Origin of the sequence: Streptomyces sp. SCL15-4, assembly GCF_033366695.1 — a bacterium.
In the GTDB taxonomy this organism is placed as follows: domain Bacteria; phylum Actinomycetota; class Actinomycetes; order Streptomycetales; family Streptomycetaceae; genus Streptomyces.
Window position 1 is genome coordinate 412220 of sequence record NZ_JAOBTQ010000001.1, and the last position, 20589, is coordinate 432808.

The 20589-nt window shown below is 72.1% G+C and carries 18 protein-coding genes; 12 read left to right on the top strand and 6 right to left on the bottom strand.

What is annotated here, in order from left to right; all coding sequences use genetic code 11:
* Positions 1-73: 73 nt before the first annotated feature.
* Complete coding sequence (locus SCK26_RS01680; RefSeq protein ID WP_318199418.1) at positions 74-874, bottom strand: SGNH/GDSL hydrolase family protein; 801 nt, start codon at positions 872-874, stop codon at positions 74-76.
* The gene (locus SCK26_RS01685; protein WP_318199419.1) at positions 861-1430 is read right to left on the bottom strand and encodes a PadR family transcriptional regulator; all 570 of its coding nucleotides are present in this window, start codon (positions 1428-1430) and stop codon (positions 861-863) included. Before SCK26_RS01685 ends, SCK26_RS01680 begins: the two co-directional genes overlap by 14 nt.
* Positions 1431-1526: 96 nt before the next feature.
* Here SCK26_RS01685 and SCK26_RS01690 point away from each other — a divergent pair, with 96 nt between their 5' ends.
* Positions 1527-1958: a nuclear transport factor 2 family protein gene (locus SCK26_RS01690; RefSeq protein ID WP_318199420.1), complete on the top strand. Its 432-nt coding sequence runs from the start codon at positions 1527-1529 to the stop codon at positions 1956-1958.
* A 25-nt stretch (positions 1959-1983) separates the two neighbouring features.
* On the opposite strand, the gene SCK26_RS01695 is transcribed toward SCK26_RS01690, so the two are convergent.
* Positions 1984-2496 carry a DUF1203 domain-containing protein gene (locus SCK26_RS01695; protein WP_318199421.1) on the bottom strand — a complete coding sequence of 171 codons (513 nt, stop codon included), beginning with the start codon at positions 2494-2496 and terminating at the stop codon, positions 1984-1986.
* A gap of 124 nt (positions 2497-2620) precedes the next feature.
* Positions 2621-4207 (bottom strand): pectate lyase, encoded by a 1587-nt coding sequence (locus tag SCK26_RS01700; RefSeq protein ID WP_318199422.1) that lies wholly within the window; start codon positions 4205-4207, stop codon positions 2621-2623.
* Positions 4208-4560: 353 nt separating this feature from the next.
* On the opposite strand from SCK26_RS01700, the gene SCK26_RS01705 reads away from it, so the two are divergent.
* Positions 4561-5745, top strand: coding sequence for an aminotransferase class V-fold PLP-dependent enzyme (locus tag SCK26_RS01705; RefSeq protein ID WP_318199423.1), 1185 nt, complete (start codon positions 4561-4563; stop codon positions 5743-5745).
* A gap of 191 nt (positions 5746-5936) precedes the next feature.
* On the opposite strand, the gene SCK26_RS01710 is transcribed toward SCK26_RS01705, so the two are convergent.
* Together SCK26_RS01710 and SCK26_RS01715 are read right to left on the bottom strand one after the other, a co-directional pair.
* Complete coding sequence (locus SCK26_RS01710) at positions 5937-7133, bottom strand: MFS transporter (protein WP_318199424.1); 1197 nt, start codon at positions 7131-7133, stop codon at positions 5937-5939.
* Positions 7134-7234: 101 nt separating this feature from the next.
* On the bottom strand, positions 7235-7669 hold the full coding sequence (locus SCK26_RS01715; RefSeq protein ID WP_318199425.1) for an Rrf2 family transcriptional regulator: 435 nt from the start codon (positions 7667-7669) through the stop codon (positions 7235-7237).
* A gap of 565 nt (positions 7670-8234) precedes the next feature.
* Between SCK26_RS01715 and SCK26_RS01720 the strand changes: the two genes are divergently transcribed.
* The 10 genes from SCK26_RS01720 (at position 8235) to SCK26_RS01765 (ending at position 20577) form a co-directional block, all read left to right on the top strand.
* Complete coding sequence (locus SCK26_RS01720) at positions 8235-9548, top strand: glycosyltransferase (protein ID WP_318199426.1); 1314 nt, start codon at positions 8235-8237, stop codon at positions 9546-9548.
* Positions 9549-9625: 77 nt separating this feature from the next.
* Positions 9626-10852 carry a sedoheptulose 7-phosphate cyclase gene (locus SCK26_RS01725; RefSeq protein WP_318199427.1) on the top strand — a complete coding sequence of 409 codons (1227 nt, stop codon included), beginning with the start codon at positions 9626-9628 and terminating at the stop codon, positions 10850-10852.
* On the top strand, positions 10842-11588 hold the full coding sequence (locus SCK26_RS01730) for a cupin domain-containing protein (RefSeq protein ID WP_318199428.1): 747 nt from the start codon (positions 10842-10844) through the stop codon (positions 11586-11588). The genes SCK26_RS01725 and SCK26_RS01730 overlap by 11 nt, the downstream gene beginning before the upstream one ends.
* Positions 11585-12514 carry a VOC family protein gene (locus SCK26_RS01735; RefSeq protein WP_318199429.1) on the top strand — a complete coding sequence of 310 codons (930 nt, stop codon included), beginning with the start codon at positions 11585-11587 and terminating at the stop codon, positions 12512-12514. The genes SCK26_RS01730 and SCK26_RS01735 overlap by 4 nt, the downstream gene beginning before the upstream one ends.
* Before the next feature lie 40 nt (positions 12515-12554).
* Positions 12555-13286, top strand: coding sequence for an HAD-IA family hydrolase (locus tag SCK26_RS01740; protein ID WP_318199430.1), 732 nt, complete (start codon positions 12555-12557; stop codon positions 13284-13286).
* Positions 13283-14050: an SDR family NAD(P)-dependent oxidoreductase gene (locus tag SCK26_RS01745; RefSeq protein WP_318199431.1), complete on the top strand. Its 768-nt coding sequence runs from the start codon at positions 13283-13285 to the stop codon at positions 14048-14050. The genes SCK26_RS01740 and SCK26_RS01745 overlap by 4 nt, the downstream gene beginning before the upstream one ends.
* A 65-nt stretch (positions 14051-14115) precedes the next feature.
* Positions 14116-15384, top strand: a complete 1269-nt coding sequence (locus tag SCK26_RS01750; RefSeq protein WP_318199432.1) for a glycosyltransferase — start codon at positions 14116-14118, stop codon at positions 15382-15384.
* 133 nt (positions 15385-15517) lie between these two features.
* Positions 15518-16714 (top strand): MFS transporter, encoded by a 1197-nt coding sequence (locus tag SCK26_RS01755; RefSeq protein WP_318199433.1) that lies wholly within the window; start codon positions 15518-15520, stop codon positions 16712-16714.
* Between the two features lie 78 nt (positions 16715-16792).
* Positions 16793-18031, top strand: coding sequence for an MFS transporter (locus SCK26_RS01760; protein ID WP_318199434.1), 1239 nt, complete (start codon positions 16793-16795; stop codon positions 18029-18031).
* A gap of 53 nt (positions 18032-18084) precedes the next feature.
* Positions 18085-20577: an NUDIX domain-containing protein gene (locus tag SCK26_RS01765; protein WP_318199435.1), complete on the top strand. Its 2493-nt coding sequence runs from the start codon at positions 18085-18087 to the stop codon at positions 20575-20577.
* The last annotated feature ends 12 nt before the right edge of the window (positions 20578-20589 follow it).

Below are 20589 nucleotides of genomic sequence, written 5' to 3' on the forward strand. Positions count from 1 at the left end.
CCCGGACGATGACCGGCGATCGGCGCACCGGCCCGCGCCGGCCACGGCACTGACGTGCCGCCTCCGGATCTCCTCACTGTGAGGCCGTAGCGCCTACCGGGGTGAGGTGTGGCCGTTTGGCGGTGTGGCCGTCGCCGGAGGAGCGGCCGCGCAGGCGCCGGGTGAGCCAGGGGCCGAGGAAGGCGGCGCCCCATCGGAGTTCGCTGGTGGCCGCGCGCCATCCGGTGGGCACGGGTGTCGTCGGCGCGGCCAGTGGGTGTGTCCAGGTGTCGTCGGCGCCGGGCAGGTCCAGTGCGTGGGCGAGGGCCGCGGCGATGCGCTGGTGGCCGAGCGGGCCGGCGTGGAGCCGGTCGGGACTCCACAGACGGGGGTCGGTGACGACGGCGTGGTGGCCGGTCTCGGCGACGGCGACGCCGTGGTCGCGGGCGGCTTCGCGGACGCGCTGGTTGAGGGCGGTGACGCGCGGGGTGAGGGGGCGGGCGAGTGGGGTGATACGGGCGAGGTCGGGAAAGGTGAGCGTGGCGGCGTGGCCACCCTGGGCGGTGAGGGCGGCGAACACGGCCGCCAGGTGGCCGGCGACGTGGCCGGCGTCGAAGCGGGGGCGCAGCAGGCCGTCGACGCCGGCGACGACGGTGGCCACGTCGGGGCGGAGGGCCAGGGCGGGCGCGAGCTGTTCGGCGTGGATCTGCGCGGCGAGGCGGCCCCGTACGGCGAGGTCGGCGTGGCGGAGACCGGGACGGCCGTGCGCGAGGTGCTCGGCGAGCCGGTCGGCGAAGCCGCGCAGGCCGACGGTGTCGTCACCGTCGCCGAGGCCCTCGGTCCGGCTGTCGCCCAGGGCGACGTAGCGGCGGTACGTCGCGTCAGTGCCGGGCATGGGCCCGCTGCCTCTCCCGCAGGACCGTGATGGTGCGCTCGCACCAGTCACGGTTGCCCTGTTCGAAGGCCAGGCCGCGCAGGCACGTCAGGTAGGGGCCGACGCGGTCGCCGTGGCGCAGGAACTCCTCCTCCGTACGGTCGCCGCGCATGCCGCGCAGCAGCTTGCCGAAGAGGTCGATCTTGGCCCGGGCGAACGCGGCGCGTTCGGAGAGCCGCGCGATCAGGGCCTCGGGGTCGACGTGGTCGGCGGCCTGGACCTTGACGAGCAGGTCGTCGCGGATGAAGGAGGGCTTCGCGGAGGCGGCCGTGAACTCTCCCAGTTCGGCCAGCCCGGCGTCGGTCACCTGGAACAGGCGCTTGTTGGGCCGGGTCTGCTGGAGCACCTCGCGGCCCGCGATCAGCCCGTCCTTCTCCAGCCGGGTCAGCTCGGCGTAGAGCTGCTGCGGCTGGGCGTACCAGAAGTTCGCCACGCCGAGGTCGAACGCCTTGGCCAGCTGGTAGCCGCTGAGTTCTCCGTCGAGCAGTGCCGCCAGCACGGCGTGCCGTAGCGCCATCGGGCCGTCTCCTTGTCTGCCTCTGTCGCGGATGCCCCGACCATGGTAGTCATGAAAATGACTAGTCACATTTATGACTATGGAGGAGAGCCGGCCATGACCACCGCCGACCGTTTCCGCGCCGCCGTGCACCGCCGTGACCTCGCGGCACTGGACGACCTGTTCACCGAGAACATCCGCTTCTACAGCCCGGTGAAGTTCACCCCCTTCGAGGGCAAGCCGATGGTGCTGGGTCTCTTCGGGGTCCTGCTGCGCACGTTCGAGGACTTCCGTTACCTCGGCCAATACACCGGCACCGCGCAGACCGGCGCCGACAACACGTCCGCCGCCTCCGCGGTGCTGCTCTTCCGCGCCAGGGCCGGCGGCAAGGACATCCACGGCATCGACCTGCTGCACTTCGACGACGACGGCCGGATCAAGGAGTTCACCGTCATGGTCCGGCCCCGGTCCGCCGTCGACGCCCTCGGTGAGGCGGTCCTCGCCGGTCTGGTCGCGGACGGCCTGGTACCGGCGTCCACCGGCGAGTAGCCGCGCACTCCCCCGCCGTCGTGGGTCAGGGCCTGCGCACCTCGTAGTGGAAGCAGCCGTACTCCACCGCCCGTACGTGCACGAGCGCGACGTGGGAGTCGGCGAACGCCGCGCGCAGGGCCCGCTCCACGACGGTCTGCGCCAGGCCGGGGTCCTTGGGCAGCTGTACGACCGCGCCTCCCGTGATCCGGCCTTCGCCGTCGTAGCGACGCACGACGCGCAGCGCCCCGGTCTCGGCGAACGGATAGTCCAACGCCGCGTTCGGGCCCCGGCACCGGCCGGTGTGGATGAACACCGGGCCCACCTCGTCATAAGCCCCCGGGGCGGCTCCCACCTCCGCCGCCCACCGGCGCAACGGAGCGTACGACACCAAGGAGATCCGCTCGCCGGCCCGACTACGGCGCAAGCAGCAGCGCAACGGCGCTCCGTCCATGTCGTACACACGGGCGCGGGGAACCACGCCGGCGTCGTCGCGCTCGCGCAGCTCGTCGAGAACGTGCGGAGCGATGGCCATCGGCTGATAGGTCAACGTCGTCATGTACTCAGGCTGCGTGGCGGAAGCCGCCGGTGCTGGCGGCAATCAGACCTCGAGTCCACCGCGGCACGCGGCCCGCCGACGGCGCGGCCCCCGCCCGGCGAGCGGGGGCCGCGGTGGTGGGGCACTACCCGGCGTACGTCTCGAACTCGGCGACCTGCGGGGTGCCGCTCGCGCCGGTGATCTGGAAGGTGACCTTGGAGAGCGTCGTCCGGGGGAGGGAGATGGCGCCCGCGCCGCTGCCGGAGGCGAGCACCGCCCCGGTGTCGCCGTTGAGGACGCGCCAGGAACCGATGCGGCCCGCGGTCCCGGCCGTCTCCCGGATGTCCACCGAGGAGATGGCGGTGGGCGAGCCCCACTTGATGGAGATGGACCCGGTCGTTCCGGCCGGCGACCAGTAGGTGTTCAGGTCGCCGTCGCGCACGTTGCCGTAGCTCGTGCCGTCGGCCTTGCTGGAGCCGTCGGAGCCCGCTCCGATGCTGAGGTTGGTGCCACCGGGCTGCGTCGGCGTGGGGGTCGGGGTCGGCGTGGGGGTGGGGGTCGGGGTCGGCGTGGGGGTGGGGGTCGGGGTCGGCGTGGGGGTGGGGGTCGGGGTCGGCGTCTGCGGCGTGCAGGAGCCGTCGGAGACGCGCAGCCCCTTGCCGGCGCCCGCCGTCTGGCTCACGATGGCCGGCACGCAGCTCGCGGCGTCGAGCGTGTAGGCGTAGGGGATGGCGACGGTGGTGTTGGACTGCGGGTTCGGGCCGGCCGGGTGGTTGTCGGTGCCGGGGCTGGTCCAGGTGACGTTGTCGTAGATGTTGCCGGCGACCTGCCAGTAGCCCGGCTCGTCGGTGTAGAAGGTGCCCAGGACGTCCTTGGAGTCCTCGAAGTAGTTGTTGTCCACCTTGGCGTGGGCGCCGGCCCGGGAGTTGATCCCGGACTTGTTCAGGCTCACGTAGTGGTTGTTGTACATGTGGGCCGTGCCGCCGCGCAGCAGCGGAGCGCGGGAGTCGATGTTCTGGTACAGGTTGTGGTGGAACGTGATGTAGCTGTTCGACAAGTCGCTCTCGCTCGACCCGATGAGACCGCCGCGGCCCGAGTTGCGCAGGATGCTGTACGACAGGGTGACGTACTGGGTGTTGTCCTTCATGTCGAAGAGCGCGTCGAAGCCCTCCGCCTCCCCGCCCGAGGCCTCCAGCGTCGCGTGGTCGACCCAGACGTTGCGGACGTCGCTCTCCATGCCGATGGCGTCACCGCCGTTGGAGGTGGGGGAACCGGACTTCTTGACGTTCTTCACCGTCACGTTCTGGATGACGATGTTGCTGGACTCGCGGATGTGGATGCCCACTTGATCGAAGACGGCCCCGCCGCCGACCCCGACGATGGTCACGTTGCTGATCTGCTTCAGCTCGATGACACCGTCGGCGGTGTTGCAGCTGCTGCCGGACACCTTGCCGGTGTTGGCGTGGTTGATGGTGCCCTCGACCTGGATGGTGATCGGAGTGCTGCTACTGGCCCGGGAGCACAGGGCCGCGTGGATCGCGGTGCCGGTGGTGGCCCGCACGGTCTGCCCGCCCGCGCCGCCGGTGGTCCCGCCGTTCTGTGTCGCGTACCCCGTGGCGCCCGCGGCGGCGGCCGACGCCTCCTCGGGCATCGCCACGACCATCCCGGCCGCGGCGGCCACCCCCAGCGTGGCCAGGGCTGCGTACAGTCGCATGGCGACTGGTCGTCTCATCCTCGTCTCCCACTCGGTCATTCGCCGCCGACGCGGCTCGAATCCTGGGTGGTGCTGCTCAGCCGTACGCGGGAAAGCGCTTTCCGTGCGGCGAGAATAGGGTGGCTCCCGGTGAACGGCAAGGTTCCGGACAGTTACGGAATGCATCACTCCGATCAGCGGCGGCCCCGTTACGGGAGGCGGTAGAAACCGCTTTTACCCCGCGTCGCTCGTACGGGACAACCGGGCCCCACCCTGCCCCTTGGCCACGGTGGGGCCCGGTCGGGCTCGTCGGCCGGCGTGCTCCGGCGCCACGGATACCCTGACTCCCACTGGCCCCCACCCATGACGCACGTGAACAGGACAGGAGTCCCATGCCGGCACCACTGGATGTAGCCCGTGCCCGCCAAGAGACCCCCGGATGCGCCCACGTCGTACATCTCAACAACGCCGGCGCGGCACTCGCTCCGACCCCGGTGCTCGACGCCGTCATCGGCCATCTGCGGCTCGAGGCGCGGCTCGGCGGTTACGAGGCCGCGGTGGCCGCCGCCGCGAAGGTCGACGCCGTCTACGAGTCGATCGCCCGTCTGATCGGCTGCCGGCCGCACGAGGTCGCCGTGGTCGAAAGCGCCACCCGGGCCTGGGACATGGCCTTCTACGCGCTGCGTTTCCGGCCCGGCGATCGCATCCTGACCTCGCGCGCCGAGTACGCCAGCAACGTCATCGCCTTCCTGCAGGCGGCCCGCCGCACCGGTGTCCGGGTCGAGGTGATCGACGACGACGAGCACGGCCAGCTGTCGGTGAAGGACCTCGAACGGCGCCTGGACGAGCACGTCAGGCTCGTCGCCGTCACCCACGTGCCCACCCAGAGCGGCTTGGTCAACCCCGCGGCCGAGGTCGGCCGGCTGACTCGTGCCGCCGGCGTCCCGTTCCTGCTCGACGCCTGCCAGTCCGTCGGCCAACTACCCGTCGACGTGCGGGAGATCGGCTGCGACATGCTGTCGGCGACCGGACGCAAGTTCCTGCGCGGACCGCGCGGTACCGGCTTCCTCTACGTCTCCGACCGGCTCATCGAGCAGTTGGAGCCGCCCTTCCTCGACTTGCACGCCGCGACGTGGACCGACGCGCGGACCTACGAAGTCCGTCCCGACGCACGGCGGTTCGAGGCGTGGGAGACCAACTACGCGGCCAAGATCGGTCTTGGTACCGCCGTGGACTACGCCCTGGGCTGGGGCATCGAAGCGATCGAAGAACGGGTCACCGCCCTCGCCGCACGGCTGCGGCAGCGACTCGCGCAGCTGCCCGGCGTGACCGTCCAGGACCGAGGGCGGCGCCTTTGCGGCATCGTCACCTTCACCGTCGACGGCGTTCCCGCGGCCGACGTGCGGCACCGGCTCTCCGAGTCGGGCGTCAACACCAGCGTCTCGGCGCTCACTTCCGCCCGCTACGACCTGGGGCCGCGTAATCTTCCCGCCGTGGTACGGGCGTCGGTGCACTACTACAACACCGAGGAGGACATCGAGGCGCTGACCGCAGCGCTCGGCGCGCCTCCCGCCTGACCGGTCGCGCACGGGGACCGGCGTGCCTCCCGAGCGGCCTCCGCTTGCGCACGTCGGTCCGCGAAGCGGCCTGCCGGCCCGCAACACCGGAGCCGGACACGGCAGGCCACTGTGGCCCAAGGAACACGCCGAGCCCTCGATGCCCGCCCTGTCCCGGCCCGGCGTGAACCCCAACGCTCCTTTGGACCGCGCTACTTGACCCCCGACGGCTGAGACTGTGCCGTGGGCGCGCCGGGCCTCGCGTGTCGGCGGATGACGGCGTGCGCCGTCTCCGCCGCACCGAGGCCAAGCACGATGAACGCTGCGCCGACGGGACCGAGCCAGCGCGCGCCGAACCATGCCATCCCTGTCTGACCGACCAGAGGGGCGACCGAGACGCCGACGTAGACCATGGCCGAGGCGAGACCGGTGAGCAGAGGTGCCGCCGTCGGCATGGCGGTGATCAGGCGGTGCGTCTGCGGTGCCAGGAGTCCCCATCCGGAGACGCCCCACAGGAGGAGTGCCACGACGGCGGAGGGCAGATGTGCGCTCGTCCACGGCAGCAGCGCGAAGTCGGCCGCGGCCACGACGATCGCGGCATTGATGACGCGGCGGCTGCCGAAGCGGTCGATCAGGCGGCCCGAGCCGAGGGTTCCGGCGGTGGCGGCCAGTCCCCACACGAACAGCAGTGCGGCGAGGGTGGTGCCGCTGCCCGCGGTGGCGCGTTCGAGGCTTTCGCCGATGAAGGAGTAGACGGTGTACAGGCCGGTGTAGACGAGGAAGGTGGTCAGCAGGGTCAGGCCGATGCGGCGGTCGGCGAGCGGAGCGACGCGGGTGCGCAGCGGTACCGCCGGGGGTGTCGGTATCGCGGGCAGGAGCATGGCGATCCCGGCGGCGGCCAGCACTCCGAGAGCGGAGACGAACAGCATGGTGGCGCGCCAGTTGCCGGTAAGGCTGCCGATCGCCGTGCCGATGGGCGCCCCGAGCGCGGTCGCGGCGCTGAGGCCCGTCATGACGGTGGCGATGGCGCGGCCGCGACGCTCGGGCGGCGCGAGCGCGGTGGCCGCGGCGACGGCTGCGGGGGTGACCATGGCGCCGCCGAGCCCGGCGAGCGCCCGTGCCGCCAGGGCCACGCCGAAGGCCGGAGCGAAGGCGGTGACGAGATTGCCGGTGGTGAAGATGGCGAACCCGGCGAGAAACAGGGTGCGGCGCGGCCAACGGGCAGTGAGCGCCGCCATGACGGGGCCGAGGACGGCGTAGGTGAAGGCGTAGGCGGTGAGCAGCCAGCCGGCGGTTCCGACCGCGACACCGAGAGAGTGAGCGGCGTCCGGCAGGATGCCGGCGATGACGAAGCTGTCGGTGCCGATGGCGAACATTCCGGCGGCGAGGACGACGAGCGATCGGTACACGATGCGGGCCTCCAGATATGTGACGTAACAGGAGTGGTTACAACAACGGGCCGAAGAGAGGCCGGCCCGAGAGGACCGGCCGACGCCAGGTGTGGGGCTGTTCAGGACCCGGGAACCGTCTCTCTCGCCACGTCGGCGACGGTGACGGCTGCCAGTTCGGCTTTCATCGACTCCTCCGCGCGGTCGTACACCTGACGCAGCACCGGCGGGATGCCCCGCGCGACGGGGCACGCCTGATTGGGAGGCGTGGAGTGCAGAGCGATGAGGGGATCGGGTTCGACGGCGAGGTAGACGTCTTTCAAGGTGATCGATTCCGCAGCGCGGGCCAGCCGCCAGCCCGCACCCTGTCCGCGCTGCGACTCCACCAGACCCGCGCCGCGCAGACTTCCGAGGATGCGGCGGATGACCACAGGGTTGGTGCTGACGCTGGCGGCGATCTGTTCGGATGTCACGATGCCGTCGGGACGCGTGGGACAGACCCGCGCCATCCAGGTCAGCGCGTGCGTGGCCACGGTCATCCGACTGTTCGCACCCATGAGGCCTCCCGCCGTCCGAAGTCGTCGACGCCATCCGGGTCGCAACTCATACTGTTACGACACAGGGTCGCATGTCCAGCCGTCCCGACGGCCCCCTGCCGTCCAGCGCCCTCCATCCGCGCGACCGCACGCGTGGAGAGCGCCGCCGTCACGCCGCCGCGCACGAGGTAACCAAAGGGTTAATGATGCATTTCGCGGAATGGACGCAAAATTTCCGGACTGAAAAAACCGGCCTCATCACAGCATGCGATCATGGCCGATCCGACCCTAAAACACCTGAAGAACTTGTGCGGGATTTCGAACTCAGCAGGTCAATCCTTGATCCATTCACGTCGACAATCCCGTCACCATGGCCAGAAGCTGTCGCTTGACCGATCAAGTGAGCGCTCTCTAAGATCCCTATGGGCTGACCATTAAAGAACCAGATGGTCGTTGCAGGCTCTTGGAACCAACCGTCGCACGTGTCCGAGTCACGAGGAAGGTGGCGGACGTGGGTTCGTTGGTCAGCGAGGTGTTTCCGGAATCCGACGGCGGTGCGTCCCGTGGAGTCTCCATATCCGCACGGATGGCGCACTCTCTGGCACAGCGCACGATCTGGCACATCAACACCACCGCGCGAGGTGGCGGTGTCGCCGATTTATTAGAGAAGGCCATAAGGCTGCACAACGAGTCCGGACTGAAAACCCGATGGCTGGTGCTCGGCGGTGAGCCCGAATTCTTCGCGGTGACCAAAAGGCTCCACCACCGCCTGCACGGCAGCCCGGACCCGGCGGGACCGCTCGGCACCGCCGAGCGCGAGGTCTACGAGAGCACCACGCTCCGTCAGGCGCGCGAGGTACTGGAGCGGATCGCGCCGGGCGATCTCTGCGTCCTGCACGACCCGCAGACCCTCGGCCTGGCCCCGCACCTCGTGGCCGCCGGCCTGGACGTGGCCTGGCGCTGCCACATCGGCACCGCCTCGCACACCGCGGTGGTCCGGGACACCTGGGCCTTCCTCGCCCCCTATCTGCGGGCTCCCGCGCGGTGCGTGTTCTCGGCCGAGCGGTACGCCCCGCCCTTCCTGGCGGAACAGGAAGGGAAGGTCGTCGTCCTGCGGCCGTCGATCGACCCCGCCGCCCGCAAGAACCGTCCGATGGCGCGGGCGGCGGTGCACGACCGGCTGCGCGCGATCGGACTCCAGGCCGCGCAGGGCCCGCCGGCCGCCGAGCGTACCGCCCGCATCGTGCAGGACCGGCCCCTTCCCGCGGACGCCCCCGTGGTCCTCCAGGTCTCCCGCTGGGATCCGCTCAAGGACATGGCGGGGGTGCTGCGCGGCTTCGCGGACCACGTCGCGCCGGCCCGGGACGACGTCCATCTGGTGCTGGCCGGGCCGGACCCGGACGACATCCCCGACGATCCGGAAGGCTCGCGGATCCTGCGCGACCTGTGCGGCGTCCGGGAAGCGCTCGACCGGCCGGTCCGCGAGCGGGTGCACCTGGTCACCCTCTCGCTGCTGGACTCGGACGCCAACGCCGACTCCGTCAACGCGCTGCAACGGCGCGCCGATGTCGTCGTACAGAAAAGTCTTCGGGAAGGTTTCGGGCTCACCGTCACCGAGGCCATGTGGAAGGGCAAGGCCATCGTCGCCAGCGCGGTCGGCGGCATCACCGACCAGATCCGCGACGGGCACGAGGGCGCCTTGGTACCGAATCCGCACGACCTCGCCGCATTCGGTCAGGCCATTCTCCGGCTGCTGTCGGAGAGTGATCTTCGCGAGCGATACGGAACCGCCGCGCACCACCGCTGCACTCAGGAATTCCTCATCTACCGGGAATTCATGGACTACTGCTCGCTCTATACCGGTCTGCTCCAGCGAACCCCTACCGCCACTCATCCGTGAGCGGTGTAAAACCTCTCACACAGACCGGACCATCGCACCCATCCCTTTCCATCCGTAACCGATGAGGAAACGACGACATGGAAAGCCTTGTGCAGTCCACCACCCGTACCCGGCCGGACACCGACGACGCCTCGGTCCCGACCTTGATCAGGAACGGCGGGAGCCGGCCCGAGTGGCTCGTGCAGGCCACGAAACCGGTCCGCTACGAAGTCCGCATGGTGGACGGGCTCCTCGACCCCGCCCACTCCGACCTGGCCCTGGCCGGCGTCACCGAACGCACCGGCAACCGGCGGTTCATCGTGCTCGACGACCACGTGGAGCGTCACTACGGCGACCGGCTGCGTGCCTATCTGGACGCGCACGGCCTGGAACCGTCCATCTGCGTCCTCGCCGCCGAGGAGCGCACCAAGACCATGGACAGCGTCTCCCATGTGGTGCGCGCCCTCGACGCGTTCGGGATCTCCCGGCGGCACGACCCGATCATCGCCATCGGCGGCGGCGTCCTGCTCGACATCGTGGGCTTCGCCGCGAGCCTGTACCGGCGCAGCACTCCGTACGTCCGCGTCCCCACGACGCTGATCGGCATCGTCGACGCCGGCGTGGGGGTCAAGACGGGCGTCAACTTCGGCAGCCACAAGAACCGGCTCGGCACCTACTTCGCGCCCGCGCTGGCCCTGCTGGACCGCGACTTCCTGGCCACGCTCGACGAACGGCACATCAGCAACGGGCTGGCCGAGATCCTCAAGATCGCGCTGGTCAAGGACATGCGCCTGTTCTCCCTGCTGGAACGGCACGGCACGACGCTGGTGTCGAGCCGCATGCAGGCGCGGGGCGCCGAAGGCGACGTGGTGCAGGAAGTGCTGGAGCGGGCCATCCACGGCATGCTCGAAGAGCTTCAGCCCAACCTCTGGGAGAACGACCTCCAGCGCCTCGTCGACTACGGCCACACCTTCAGCCCCACCATCGAGATGCGGGCGCTGCCGGACCTGCTGCACGGCGAGGCCGTCGGCATCGACATGGCCCTCACCACCGCCATCGCCCGTCGGCGCGGACTGGTCGGCGACGGGGAGCAGCGGCGCGTCGGCGGTGTCATGCGCCGGCTGCGCCTTCCGCAGTACCACCCGGTGTGCGAGGTGCACAGCCTGGCCGAGGCGCTGGAGGACACCGTCCGGCACCGGGACGGCTTGCAGCGGCTGCCGCTCCCGGTGGGCATCGGATCCGCCCGGTTCGTCAACGACGTGACGGTGGACGAGATCGGGCAGGCCCTCGCCACGCTGGCCGCCGGGGGCCTCGATGCGTCCTGACCTGCAGATCTCCGACCTCGCCTCCCCGTCGGACGTCCACGGTGTGCACGGCGCGGCCGGAGTGACCCAGTGGCGGTCGCTCGCGGCCGGGCGGGGGCTGCGCGGTCCCTACGAGGCCGTCGAGTGGGCGTGCGTCCCGCCCGGCGGGCTCAGCGGGGAGCATCTGCACAGCCGTACCGAGGAGGCGTACGTCCTGCTGTCCGGCCGGGGCGAGGCGCTGCTCAACGGCGAGCCGCACCCGGTGCGGGCCGGAGAGATCGTCCTCACCGGTCTCGGCGCGACACACGGCCTGCGCAACACGGGCGCCGGGCCGCTGAGCTGGCTGACGCTCGAAGTCCCCGCCCCGCGCACGCTGGCCCTCACTCACTCGGCCTGGAAGGAAGCACCCATGACGGACCCGCAGACCGGTGAAGCGGTGATCGTCGACCTCGAAGAGCTGCGGGACGTGGATCCCCGGCCCACCCTCCAGGGGCCGCTGCGCCGGATCCGGCTGCTTGAGCTGGCCCCCGGCGCGGCCGAGCGCCTGCCCGGACAAGGGGCCGAGCACACGGTGTTCGTGCTGTCGGGTGCCGCTACGGCGACCAGCGGGTCCGGTGACGTCACCGTGCGGGAGGGCATGTCCGTGACCGCGTCCGGCGGCGAGGACCTCCGGATCACCGCGTCCGCCGCGGGCCTTCGGGCCGTGTGCGCCAGTTTCGTCGTCCCGTCGCCGCACGAGAGGGGCGCGGGGCTGTGATCGTCACCGACAGCGGCGCCGCCTCGGCCGTGCTGGACGGCGACGGCCGCAGCCGGCGCTGGCGGTGCCTGGCGCGCCGCGGCATGCTCTTCAGCGAGTGCGAGTCCGTCGACCACGTGACCCTGGAGAAGGACTCCGTGCTCCACGCGGACCCCGAGGCCGGCACCGAAAGCCTCTGGTACGTGGTGCGGGGCGATGCCGCGTTCCACGCCGGCCACGGCCCGGCCCGCCCCGTCCGGGAGGGTCACGCCGTCCTCCTCCCGGCCGGCGCCTCCGGGCGCCTGGTGGCCGGCTCCGCCACGGAGGTCGTCGTGGTGACCTGCGTACCGGACGCGGTGGCGCGCCGGCTCCCGGCCCGGGCGCCGTCGCTCCCGGCACCGGCGCGGGGCATCCCGACGGCGACCAATGTCGACCACATCGCCTATACCGTGCCCGACCTCGACGAGGCCGTGCGGTTCTTCGTCGATGTCCTCGGCGCCGACCTGCTGTACCGCGAGGACACCATCCGCTCCGACGGCGACGACTGGATGCGCGAAGCGCTCGACGTGCACCCGCGGGCCACCGCCGACATCGCCATGCTCCGCCTCGGCCCGGTCACCAACATCGAACTGTTCCAGTACACGGCACCGGACCAGAACCGGACCATGCCCAGGAACAGCGACGTGGGCGGGCACCATCTGGCCTTCTACGTACGGGACATCGACGCGGCGACCGCGTACCTGCGCCGGCACCCCGGCGTGCGCGTCCTCGGCGACGGGCCACGGACCGTGACGAGCGGCCCGATAGCGGGAGACCGCTGGGTCTACTTCCTCAGCCCGTGGGGCATGCAGATGGAGCTGATCAGCCTCCCCGAGAAGCTGCCCTACGAGGACACGACCCCGCACCGCCGGTTCGGGCCGTGCGCCGCCTGGTCGGTCACGCCGTGACCGGCGCACCGCCCCGGGCCCGCGAAGGAGGTCTCGCACCGTGAAGGGCAGCGAGGAACTGGTGTGCCGGGCCGTGCTGTTCGACCTGGACGGCGTCCTCGTGCGGTCGGAAGCCGTGGTGGAGCGGTCCTGGACCGCGTGGGCGCTCGACCGGGGACTGGAGCCGGACCGGGTGCTCGCCGCCTGCCACGGCCGGCGGTCCGTCGAGGTGGTCGCCGCGGTCGCCCCGCACCTGGACGCGGCGGCGGAGGCGGCCCGGGTGGAGGCCGCGCAGACCGCGGACACCGATGGCCTCACGCGGTGCCCGGGCGCGGACGCCGTGCTCGGCGCGCTGTCCGGCGCGGCCTGGGCGGTCGTGACCTCGGGGACCAGGGCCCTGGCCCGCTCCCGGCTGCGCGCCACCGGCCTCCCGGTGCCGGACGTCCTGGTCACCGCCGACGACGTCGCGAACGGGAAACCGGCACCGGACGGCTATCTGGCCGCGTCCCGGGCGCTCGGCCTCCCGCCCGCGGACTGCGTCGTCGTGGAGGACGCGCTCCCCGGCGTCACCGCCGCGCGCGCCGCCGGCATGACGGTCGTCGGTGTGCGGGGACCGGCCCTCGGCCCCGAGGAGTCGCTCGGGAGGGTCGTCGGCGCCGTGGGCGACCTCGCTCCGCGGCTGCGCGCGGGGCACATCGTGCTGCTGGGCGGCGCCCGCCGCCCCTCAAGCCCCGGCCTCCCTCCCCGCGCTCCGGCCCACCCCTCACCCATACGTGCGAAGGAGGCGTCATGAGCGGAGATTCGCCCGCCGTCGGCCTGGTGACCGCGGGGTCCGGCGGCATCGGCCGCGCCGTGGCCGAGGAGTTGCTCGCCCGTGGCGTCGTCGACCGGCTGGTCGTCGTCGACGTGAACGAACCCGCGGCGCCGCTGCCCGCGCGGGCCGTCTTCCGGCAGTGCGATCTGCGGGACGCCGGCCGGCTCGCCGAGCTGGTCGGTGAACTACCCGCCGAGCTGTCGGTGCTGGTCAACGTGCTCGGCGGCGAGCAACGGCCGCCCGTGGCACCGGTGGCCGACGTCGCCTGGCCGCCGCCGGAGGTCTGGGACGACATCATCGACCTGAACGTCTCGGCCGCCTACCGGCTCACGCGCGCGCTGGCCGACCGGCTCGTCCCGGGCGCGGCGGTGTGCAACGTCAGCTCCATCGCCGCGGCGATGCCGTGGGCGGTCTCCCCCGCCTACGGCGCCGCCAAGGCCGCGCTGGAGCACTGGAGTTCCTCGCTGGCCGTCCTCCTCGCGCCGCGCGCGGTCCGGGTCAATCTGGTCCGGCCCGGATTCGTCTGGAGCCGTCAGTGGGCGGCCGTGGACCGGGCGGAGTTCGAGCGCGTGGTCGCCGACCGGGTCGTCCTGCGCGAGGCGCCGCCGTACACCGGCCGGGAGCAGACGGCCGCGGACGTCGCCGCCGCGGTGGCGTTCCTCTGCTCCGCCGACGCCCGGCATGTCACGGGGCAGGCCATCAACGTCGACGGCGGGGCGACGCTCGTCAGGGCCGCCCGATGACGGGACCCGCCGGGCCGCCGCCGTCCCCGCAGCGGTTTTCAGCCAAGAGAAGGGCACACATCGACATGCAGGAAGAGACCGTCCCCCGGCTGTCCGTGGTCATCCCCACGTACAACCGCGAGAGTCTGCTGGACCGGACGCTCAAGTCCCTGGTCCGGCAGAACGTCCCGGTGTCGGACTTCGAGGTGGTCGTCGCCGACGACGGCTCCTCGGACGGCACCGCCGAACTGGTCCGCTCCTACGCGGACCGGCTTCGGGTGCGCTACCACTTCCAGGAGGACCTGGGATTCCGGGTGGCGGCGGCCCGCAACGGCGGGGCCAGGCTCGCCACCGCCCCCGTGCTGGCGTTCCTCGACACCGGCATGATCGTGGGCCCGGACTGGGTGCGCGCCCATCTCGAAGCCCACGCGTCCGGCCGCCGGCAGGCGGTGCTCGGCTACTCCTACGGCTACAACCCGGCGAACCCGTGCCGGGAGATGGAGGGCATCGTCGACACCCTCCCGCCCGAGGAGGTGGTGCGGCGGCTGATCGACGTGCCGTCCTTCCAGGACATGCGGCTGCCCGACTACGAACGCGTCGGCTTCGATCCGGGCCGCATGGCCATGCCCTGGGTGTTCCTGTGGACGCTGAACTTCTCGCTGCCCGCGGCCGAGTTCTGGGCGGTCGGCGGCTTCGACGAGGACTTCACGGGCTGGGGGGTGGAGGACATCGAGCTGGGGTACCGGCTGCACGGCAACGGCACCGCCATGGTGGTCTCGCGTACGGCGTGGGGCATCGAGCTGCCGCACGAACGGGCGCACGACGAGGCCGCGGTCAGCATCATGCGCAACTGCCAGCGGTTCCTCGACAAGCATCCCGGGGTGCGGACCGAGCTGTACTGGGCGGTGTCCTCGCGTGGTCTCATCGACCCCCTGGAGGTCGAATGGGAGGACCTGCTGGGCTGGACCTCGGCGGCCGACGGCCGGGACGCGGCCGAGGAACTGGCCGATGCCACACGCCACTTGCAGGATCGGTCCGGTGATCCGGCGCGCGTGGCGGTGTTCGGCTGCGGCCCGCGGCTGCCGGCCGAGTGGGCGTCCGCGAACGCGCGGTTCTCCCTCTGCGACTTCGACGAGCGGGCCCTCGGGCAGGCCGTGGACGGCGCCCCCGCCACGGTCGTGGAGTCCCTGCACCTGTGCGGGATGCGCACTCCCTGGCCGGACCGCCGGTTCGACCTCGTGGTGGTGACCTCCCGGCTCGCGGGCGGCCTGTGGAACCGCTGGGGCGATCACATCACGGCCGAGGCCAAGCGGCTCGGCGGCGAGGTCCGCGCGCCCGGGCCCGACCTCATGTGAGCCCTGTGCGGAGGCCGTGGCCGAGGCCGGAAAACGCCGACGGGTCTTTATTTTCAGGAACCCTGCCTGAAAAATGAGCGGCCCGGACCACCGCAAGCGCTTGTCGTCATCGCATCCCCGAGGAGAACCCGCCATGAAAGCGTCGACCGACCGGCCCGCGCAGCAACGCCCCGGAGCGCGCGCGGCGCGCGTGCGCACCGCGGCCGTCTTCGCCGTGCACGGTGCCGTCGCCGGCAGCTTCGCCACCCGTATCCCCTGGATCGTCGACCATCTGCGCATCAGCGACGGTTCGCTGGGCGTGGCCCTGCTCGCTCCGGCCCTCGGCTCCCTGCTGGCCATGCCCCTGGCCAGCAGGCTGGTGCACCGGTTCGGCGGGCGCGCGGCACTGCGTACGCTGCTCACCGCCTGGTGCGTCGCGCTGCTGCTGCCCGCGCTGGCCCCCAACGTGGTCCTGCTGTTCGCCGGGCTGCTGGTGTTCGGTGCGGCGGCGGGCATGGCGGACGTCGTCATGAACGCGGCCGGGGTCGAACTGGAGAAGGAACTGGGCCGTTCCGTGATGGCGAGCATGCACGGCATGTGGGGTGTCGGCGGGCTGGTGGCCTCGGGTGCCGGGTCGCTCGCCGCGGCGGCGCAGGTGGACGCCCGGGTCCACTTCGCCGCCGCGGCGGCCGTCCTCGCCTGCGTCGGGCTGTACGCCGTCCAGGGAGTGCTGGACATCAGGCCGCGGCCGGGCCAGCAGGAACCGCCGCGCTTCGCGCTGCCGCCGCGGTCGGCGCTGGCCATCGGCGCGGTCGGCTTCTGCGCCGTCTTCGCCGAGGGCGCCAGCGGCAACTGGAGCGCCCTGTACCTGAGTTCCGTCGCACACGCCGACGACGGCGTCGCCGCGGGCAGTTACACCGGGTTCGCCTGCGCCCTGGCGGTCAGCAGGCTGCTCGGCGACCATGTGGTCCGGCGGATCGGCGTGGTGAACGCGGTCCGGCTCAGCGGAGCGGTCGCCACCGCCGGCCTGCTCCTCGTCGTCGTCGCGCGCACCCCGGCACCCGCCGTCTGCGGCTTCGCGCTGGTGGGCATCGGAGTGGCGGTCGTCCTGCCGCTCTCCTTCGCGGCCGCGGGGGCGACGGCCACGGACACCAGCCGCACCATCGCCGGCATCGCGACCCTCACCTACACCTCCAACCTGCTCGCACCGGCCGTCATGGGCTTCGTCTCCGACGCGACCTCACTGCCCGTCTCCTTCGCGCTGGTGGCCCTGCTGACCTTGTCGCTCGTCTTCACGGCCTCCGTGCTGCGCCCGTCCGGCACCCCCGAGAAGGCGGCCCCCGCCGCCTGACGCCGACGGCACCGACGAGACAGCACCCCAGCCGCCCACGGCGATCCGCCGAGGGCACCGATCGGAGAGACAGCCCGCATGGACATCACCACCGACCGCGCCGTGCTCCGGCGCGGACGCACCGCCACCTCCCTCCTCTTCCTGCTGTTCGGCGCCGCCCTCGGCGCCTGGACGAGCCGGATCCCCAGCGTGAAGAGCCATCTCGGCCTCGGCGACGGCCTGCTGAGTCTGGCGCTGCTCTCCTTCGCCCTCGGGGCGATCGTCGGCATGATGGTGCTCGGCCGGCTCGCCGACCGGTACGGCAGCACCCGGGTCATGGTGCCGACGGCGCTGCTGGAGGGGCTCCTCCTCGTCCCGCCCGCCTATATGCCGGACCTCGCGGCACTGATGCTGGCCCTGTTCCTGTTCGGGCTGGTGCACGGCACCCTGAACATCGCCATGAACGCCAACGCGATCGAGGTGCAGCGGGCCTGGGGACGGCCGATCATGTCGTCGTTCCACGCGGTCTACAGCATCGGCGGCTTCCTCGGTTCGGCGGCCGGCGGCCTGTTCGCCCGTCAGGAGCTGAGCGCGCGGGCGACCTTCCTCTCGGTGGGCGGCTGTGTCGTCCTCCTGGCGCTCTGGGCGGCGCTCTGGGCGCTGCCGGCCGGCACGGGCGCCGCCGCGCCCGAGGGCGCTTTGGCCGGGCCCGCCGGGCGCGGCGTCATCCGCTCGCCGCAGTTGTGGTTCCTCGGCGCCCTGGCGATGTGTGCCCTGGTCGGGGAGGGCACGGCGGCCGACTGGAGCGCCGTCTATCTGCACGAGGACCTCGGCGGCTCGCCCGGCTTCGCGGCGTCGGCGTTCGCCGCGTTCTCGGCGGCGATGACCGCCGGACGGCTGCTCGGCGACCGGCTCACGGCGCGGTTCGGACCGGTGGCGCTGGTACGGGCCTGCGGTGTGCTCGCCTCCGTCGGCATGACGGCGGCCCTGATCGTCGGCCGGCCGTGGGCGGCAGTCGTCGGATTCGCCTGCCTGGGAGCGGGGATGTCCTGCATCGCCCCGCAGGTCTACTCCGCGGCCGGCCAGCGCGACCCGGCCCGCGCGGGTGCCGCGCTGTCCCTGGTCGTCAGTCTCGGCTACGTGGGCTTCCTCATCGGCCCCATCGTGATCGGCGGCGTCAGCACGGTCGTCGGGCTGCCCCTCGCCCTCGGCCTTCCCGCGCTCCTCGTCTTCCTGGTCGCGCTCGGCGCACCGGCCCTGCGCCCGGCCGCACCGGCTCCCGCGACCACCGGCCGCACCGAAGACACCGGGCTGGTGCCCGGCCCCGGACGCGGCTGACCCGGACAACTCCCCCACCGACTTGCCGTATCGCCTAGCGAACAGAGGGACCGTTGCACATCATCGAGTGTCATTTCGAGTTCAGCGGATTCGACGACCACCTCGTCAAGGCGGGAACCTCCGTCTATCTGTGGAACCTGGCCCGGCAGTTCCGGGACCAGGGCCACCGGGTCGGCGCGGTCACCCCCGCGCACGGCCTCCTGCCGCTGCTGCGCGAACGGTACGAGGTCGTCGACCTGGACTGGCGGACGGACGACGCGATCCCGGTACGGCTGGACCCGGCCGAGTGGCCGGGCCGGCCGGAAACGGCGCACCTGCCGGTGTCCGTGCGCGCCCACCGGATGACCGTCGACGGCATCGACATCGTGCTGCTGAGCGGCGGAGTGCTGGACACCCACCCGGACACCTTCTATCCGCCCGCCGACCTCAAGGGCCACGACCTCACCTTCTTCAAGACCCTGGTCTTCCAGGTCGCCGCCGCCCGGTACGTCAGGGAGCGGGTCCCGGCGGGCGCGGTCGTGCACCTGCACGAACCCGTCCACCACTACCTGCTGCCCGCGCTGCTCGCCGGACACGGCCACCACGTGGTGTCCACGGTGCAGACGAACCTCCCCGTCGACACCAAGGTGTACGGCCCCGAGGTGCGCACCCTGCTCCGCCACGAGGGGGCCGACGCCTCGGTGGCCGACGGTCTGGCGGATCCGCCGCTCGACGGTCACCTGGAGCGGGCGATGCGCGCGTACCTGCCGCGCACCCTGCTCCACACGGACTCCCCGGAGCGTCCCGGCCACGACTACCTGCCGGTGCTGGGCCTGGTGTCCCGCTCCGTCGCCGCGCTGGACTTCCTGTCCGACGGGCAGCTGGCGCACGCGCTCACCCAGGCGGGAACCCCGTTCGAGCAGCTGTTCCAGCAGCTCGCCGTGCGCCGGGAACTCCGGGCGCGCACCCATCTGATGACCGTCGGCGGCTGCGCCATCGGCGACGAGTGGCTCGACGTGCAGCGCTCCGAGGAACGCCGCCGGCGGACCCTGGAAGCCCTGGGACTGGACCCCGCGCTGCCCACGCTCTACCACAACGCGCGCTACTCGGTGCAGCACAAGGGCCAGAAGGAGCTGTTCCGGGGGGTGCGGCGGCTGCTGGAGGAGGGGCACCGGGTCAACGTGCTGCTGCACTGCCTGGCGCCGCGGCCTCCGCAGGACGAGGACCTGGCCGCGCTGGAACGCGACCACGCCGGTCTCGTGCGCGTCCGGACCGGTCCGATGAGCACGCCGGAGCTGATGGACTGGGCCGCCGCCGGTGACTTCTGCGTCTTCCCGTCCAAGTTCGAGATGGACACCTTCCTGATGGCGATGGGCGAGGCGATGGCCGCGGGCTGCGTGCCCGTCGCGACCGCCCAGCAGGGGATGCGGCACTTCGGGCACACCGAGGACCTGGACGCGCCCGGAGCCACCGGACTGGCGCTGCCGCGCTCGTTCCGGGTGGACGACGAAGCGCTGACGGAGGCGGTGCGGTCCGGCGTGCTGCGCATGCTGACCCTGTGGCGCGAGGACCCGCGGCGGATCGAGACCCTGCGCGCCAACGCCGTGGCCACGGCCCGCGGTTTCACCTGGAAGGCGGCCGCCGACCGCTTCCTCGCCGTGTTCGAGGCCTGTGCCGAGGGGCGCCGCCCGGCGGACGCCACCCCGGTGGTCCGCTCGGTCCTCGCCGAGGGCGACCGCGCACCGCTCCCGGGCGGGCACGGAAGCGCCCACCGCGCCGGGGACATGGTGCGGGTGCGGTGGCAGGGCACCGGCCTCGGCCGGGTCGAGGTCGTGCCGGCCACGCCCGATGCCGCCGTGGTGGAACTCGCCGCGCGGCCGGCCGGAGACCTGTTCACCGGCGAGGTCCCCGGCCCGGCACCGGAGCTGGCGCTGCTCGTCACCGGCCGCGACGGCAGGTCGGCGTGGCACGCGCTGCCCGTGGAGCACGCACCCGAGGTCACGGCCACCGGCTCGAAGGTGGTCTACGAGAACCGCTGGATGAGCGTGCGCGAGGACACCACCGTGCGCGACGACGGCACTCCGGGTCTGTACGGCGTGGTCCACAAGCCCGACTACGCGATCGTCCTGCCCTACTCCGACGGCGGATTCCACCTGGTCGAGCAGTACCGGTATCCGGTCGCGGGCCGGTACTGGGAGTTCCCGCAGGGTTCCTGGGAGGACCGGCCGGATGCCGACCCCCTCGACCTCGCCCGGGGCGAACTCGCCGAGGAGACGGGCTTGACCGCCGCCGAGATGACCCGGATCGGGCACCTGTTCGCCGCCTACGGCTACAGCGACCAGGGCTTCCACGTGATCCTCGCCACCGGTCTCACCCAGGGCGAGCCGCGGCTCGAACCGGAGGAGGCCGGCCTGGTCAGCCGCTGGTTTCCCGAGGAGGAGGTATGGCGGCTGGTGGCCGAGGGCCGGCTCAAGGACGCCCCGTCGCTGGCGGCCCTCGCCCTCCTCCAGCGGCACCTGGCGGCCGGCCGGACGGACGTTCCGGCCGCCGCGCACAACCGCAGTTGACACTCGGAAAGG

What these genes read in the sequence shown, in the direction of transcription:
- SCK26_RS01700 (WP_318199422.1), bottom strand. Translation starts at nt 4,207, where the DNA reads ATGAGACGACCAGTCGCCATGCGACTGTACGCAGCCCTGGCCACGCTG.
- SCK26_RS01680 (WP_318199418.1), bottom strand. Translation starts at nt 874, where the DNA reads ATGCCCGGCACTGACGCGACGTACCGCCGCTACGTCGCCCTGGGCGAC.
- SCK26_RS01755 (WP_318199433.1), top strand. Translation starts at nt 15,518, where the DNA reads ATGAAAGCGTCGACCGACCGGCCCGCGCAGCAACGCCCCGGAGCGCGC.
- SCK26_RS01685 (WP_318199419.1), bottom strand. Translation starts at nt 1,430, where the DNA reads ATGGCGCTACGGCACGCCGTGCTGGCGGCACTGCTCGACGGAGAACTC.
- SCK26_RS01705 (WP_318199423.1), top strand. Translation starts at nt 4,561, where the DNA reads ATGCCGGCACCACTGGATGTAGCCCGTGCCCGCCAAGAGACCCCCGGA.
- SCK26_RS01760 (WP_318199434.1), top strand. Translation starts at nt 16,793, where the DNA reads ATGGACATCACCACCGACCGCGCCGTGCTCCGGCGCGGACGCACCGCC.
- SCK26_RS01730 (WP_318199428.1), top strand. Translation starts at nt 10,842, where the DNA reads ATGCGTCCTGACCTGCAGATCTCCGACCTCGCCTCCCCGTCGGACGTC.
- SCK26_RS01750 (WP_318199432.1), top strand. Translation starts at nt 14,116, where the DNA reads ATGCAGGAAGAGACCGTCCCCCGGCTGTCCGTGGTCATCCCCACGTAC.
- SCK26_RS01745 (WP_318199431.1), top strand. Translation starts at nt 13,283, where the DNA reads ATGAGCGGAGATTCGCCCGCCGTCGGCCTGGTGACCGCGGGGTCCGGC.
- SCK26_RS01715 (WP_318199425.1), bottom strand. Translation starts at nt 7,669, where the DNA reads ATGGGTGCGAACAGTCGGATGACCGTGGCCACGCACGCGCTGACCTGG.
- SCK26_RS01695 (WP_318199421.1), bottom strand. Translation starts at nt 2,496, where the DNA reads ATGACGACGTTGACCTATCAGCCGATGGCCATCGCTCCGCACGTTCTC.
- SCK26_RS01720 (WP_318199426.1), top strand. Translation starts at nt 8,235, where the DNA reads ATGGCGCACTCTCTGGCACAGCGCACGATCTGGCACATCAACACCACC.
- SCK26_RS01690 (WP_318199420.1), top strand. Translation starts at nt 1,527, where the DNA reads ATGACCACCGCCGACCGTTTCCGCGCCGCCGTGCACCGCCGTGACCTC.
- SCK26_RS01725 (WP_318199427.1), top strand. Translation starts at nt 9,626, where the DNA reads ATGGAAAGCCTTGTGCAGTCCACCACCCGTACCCGGCCGGACACCGAC.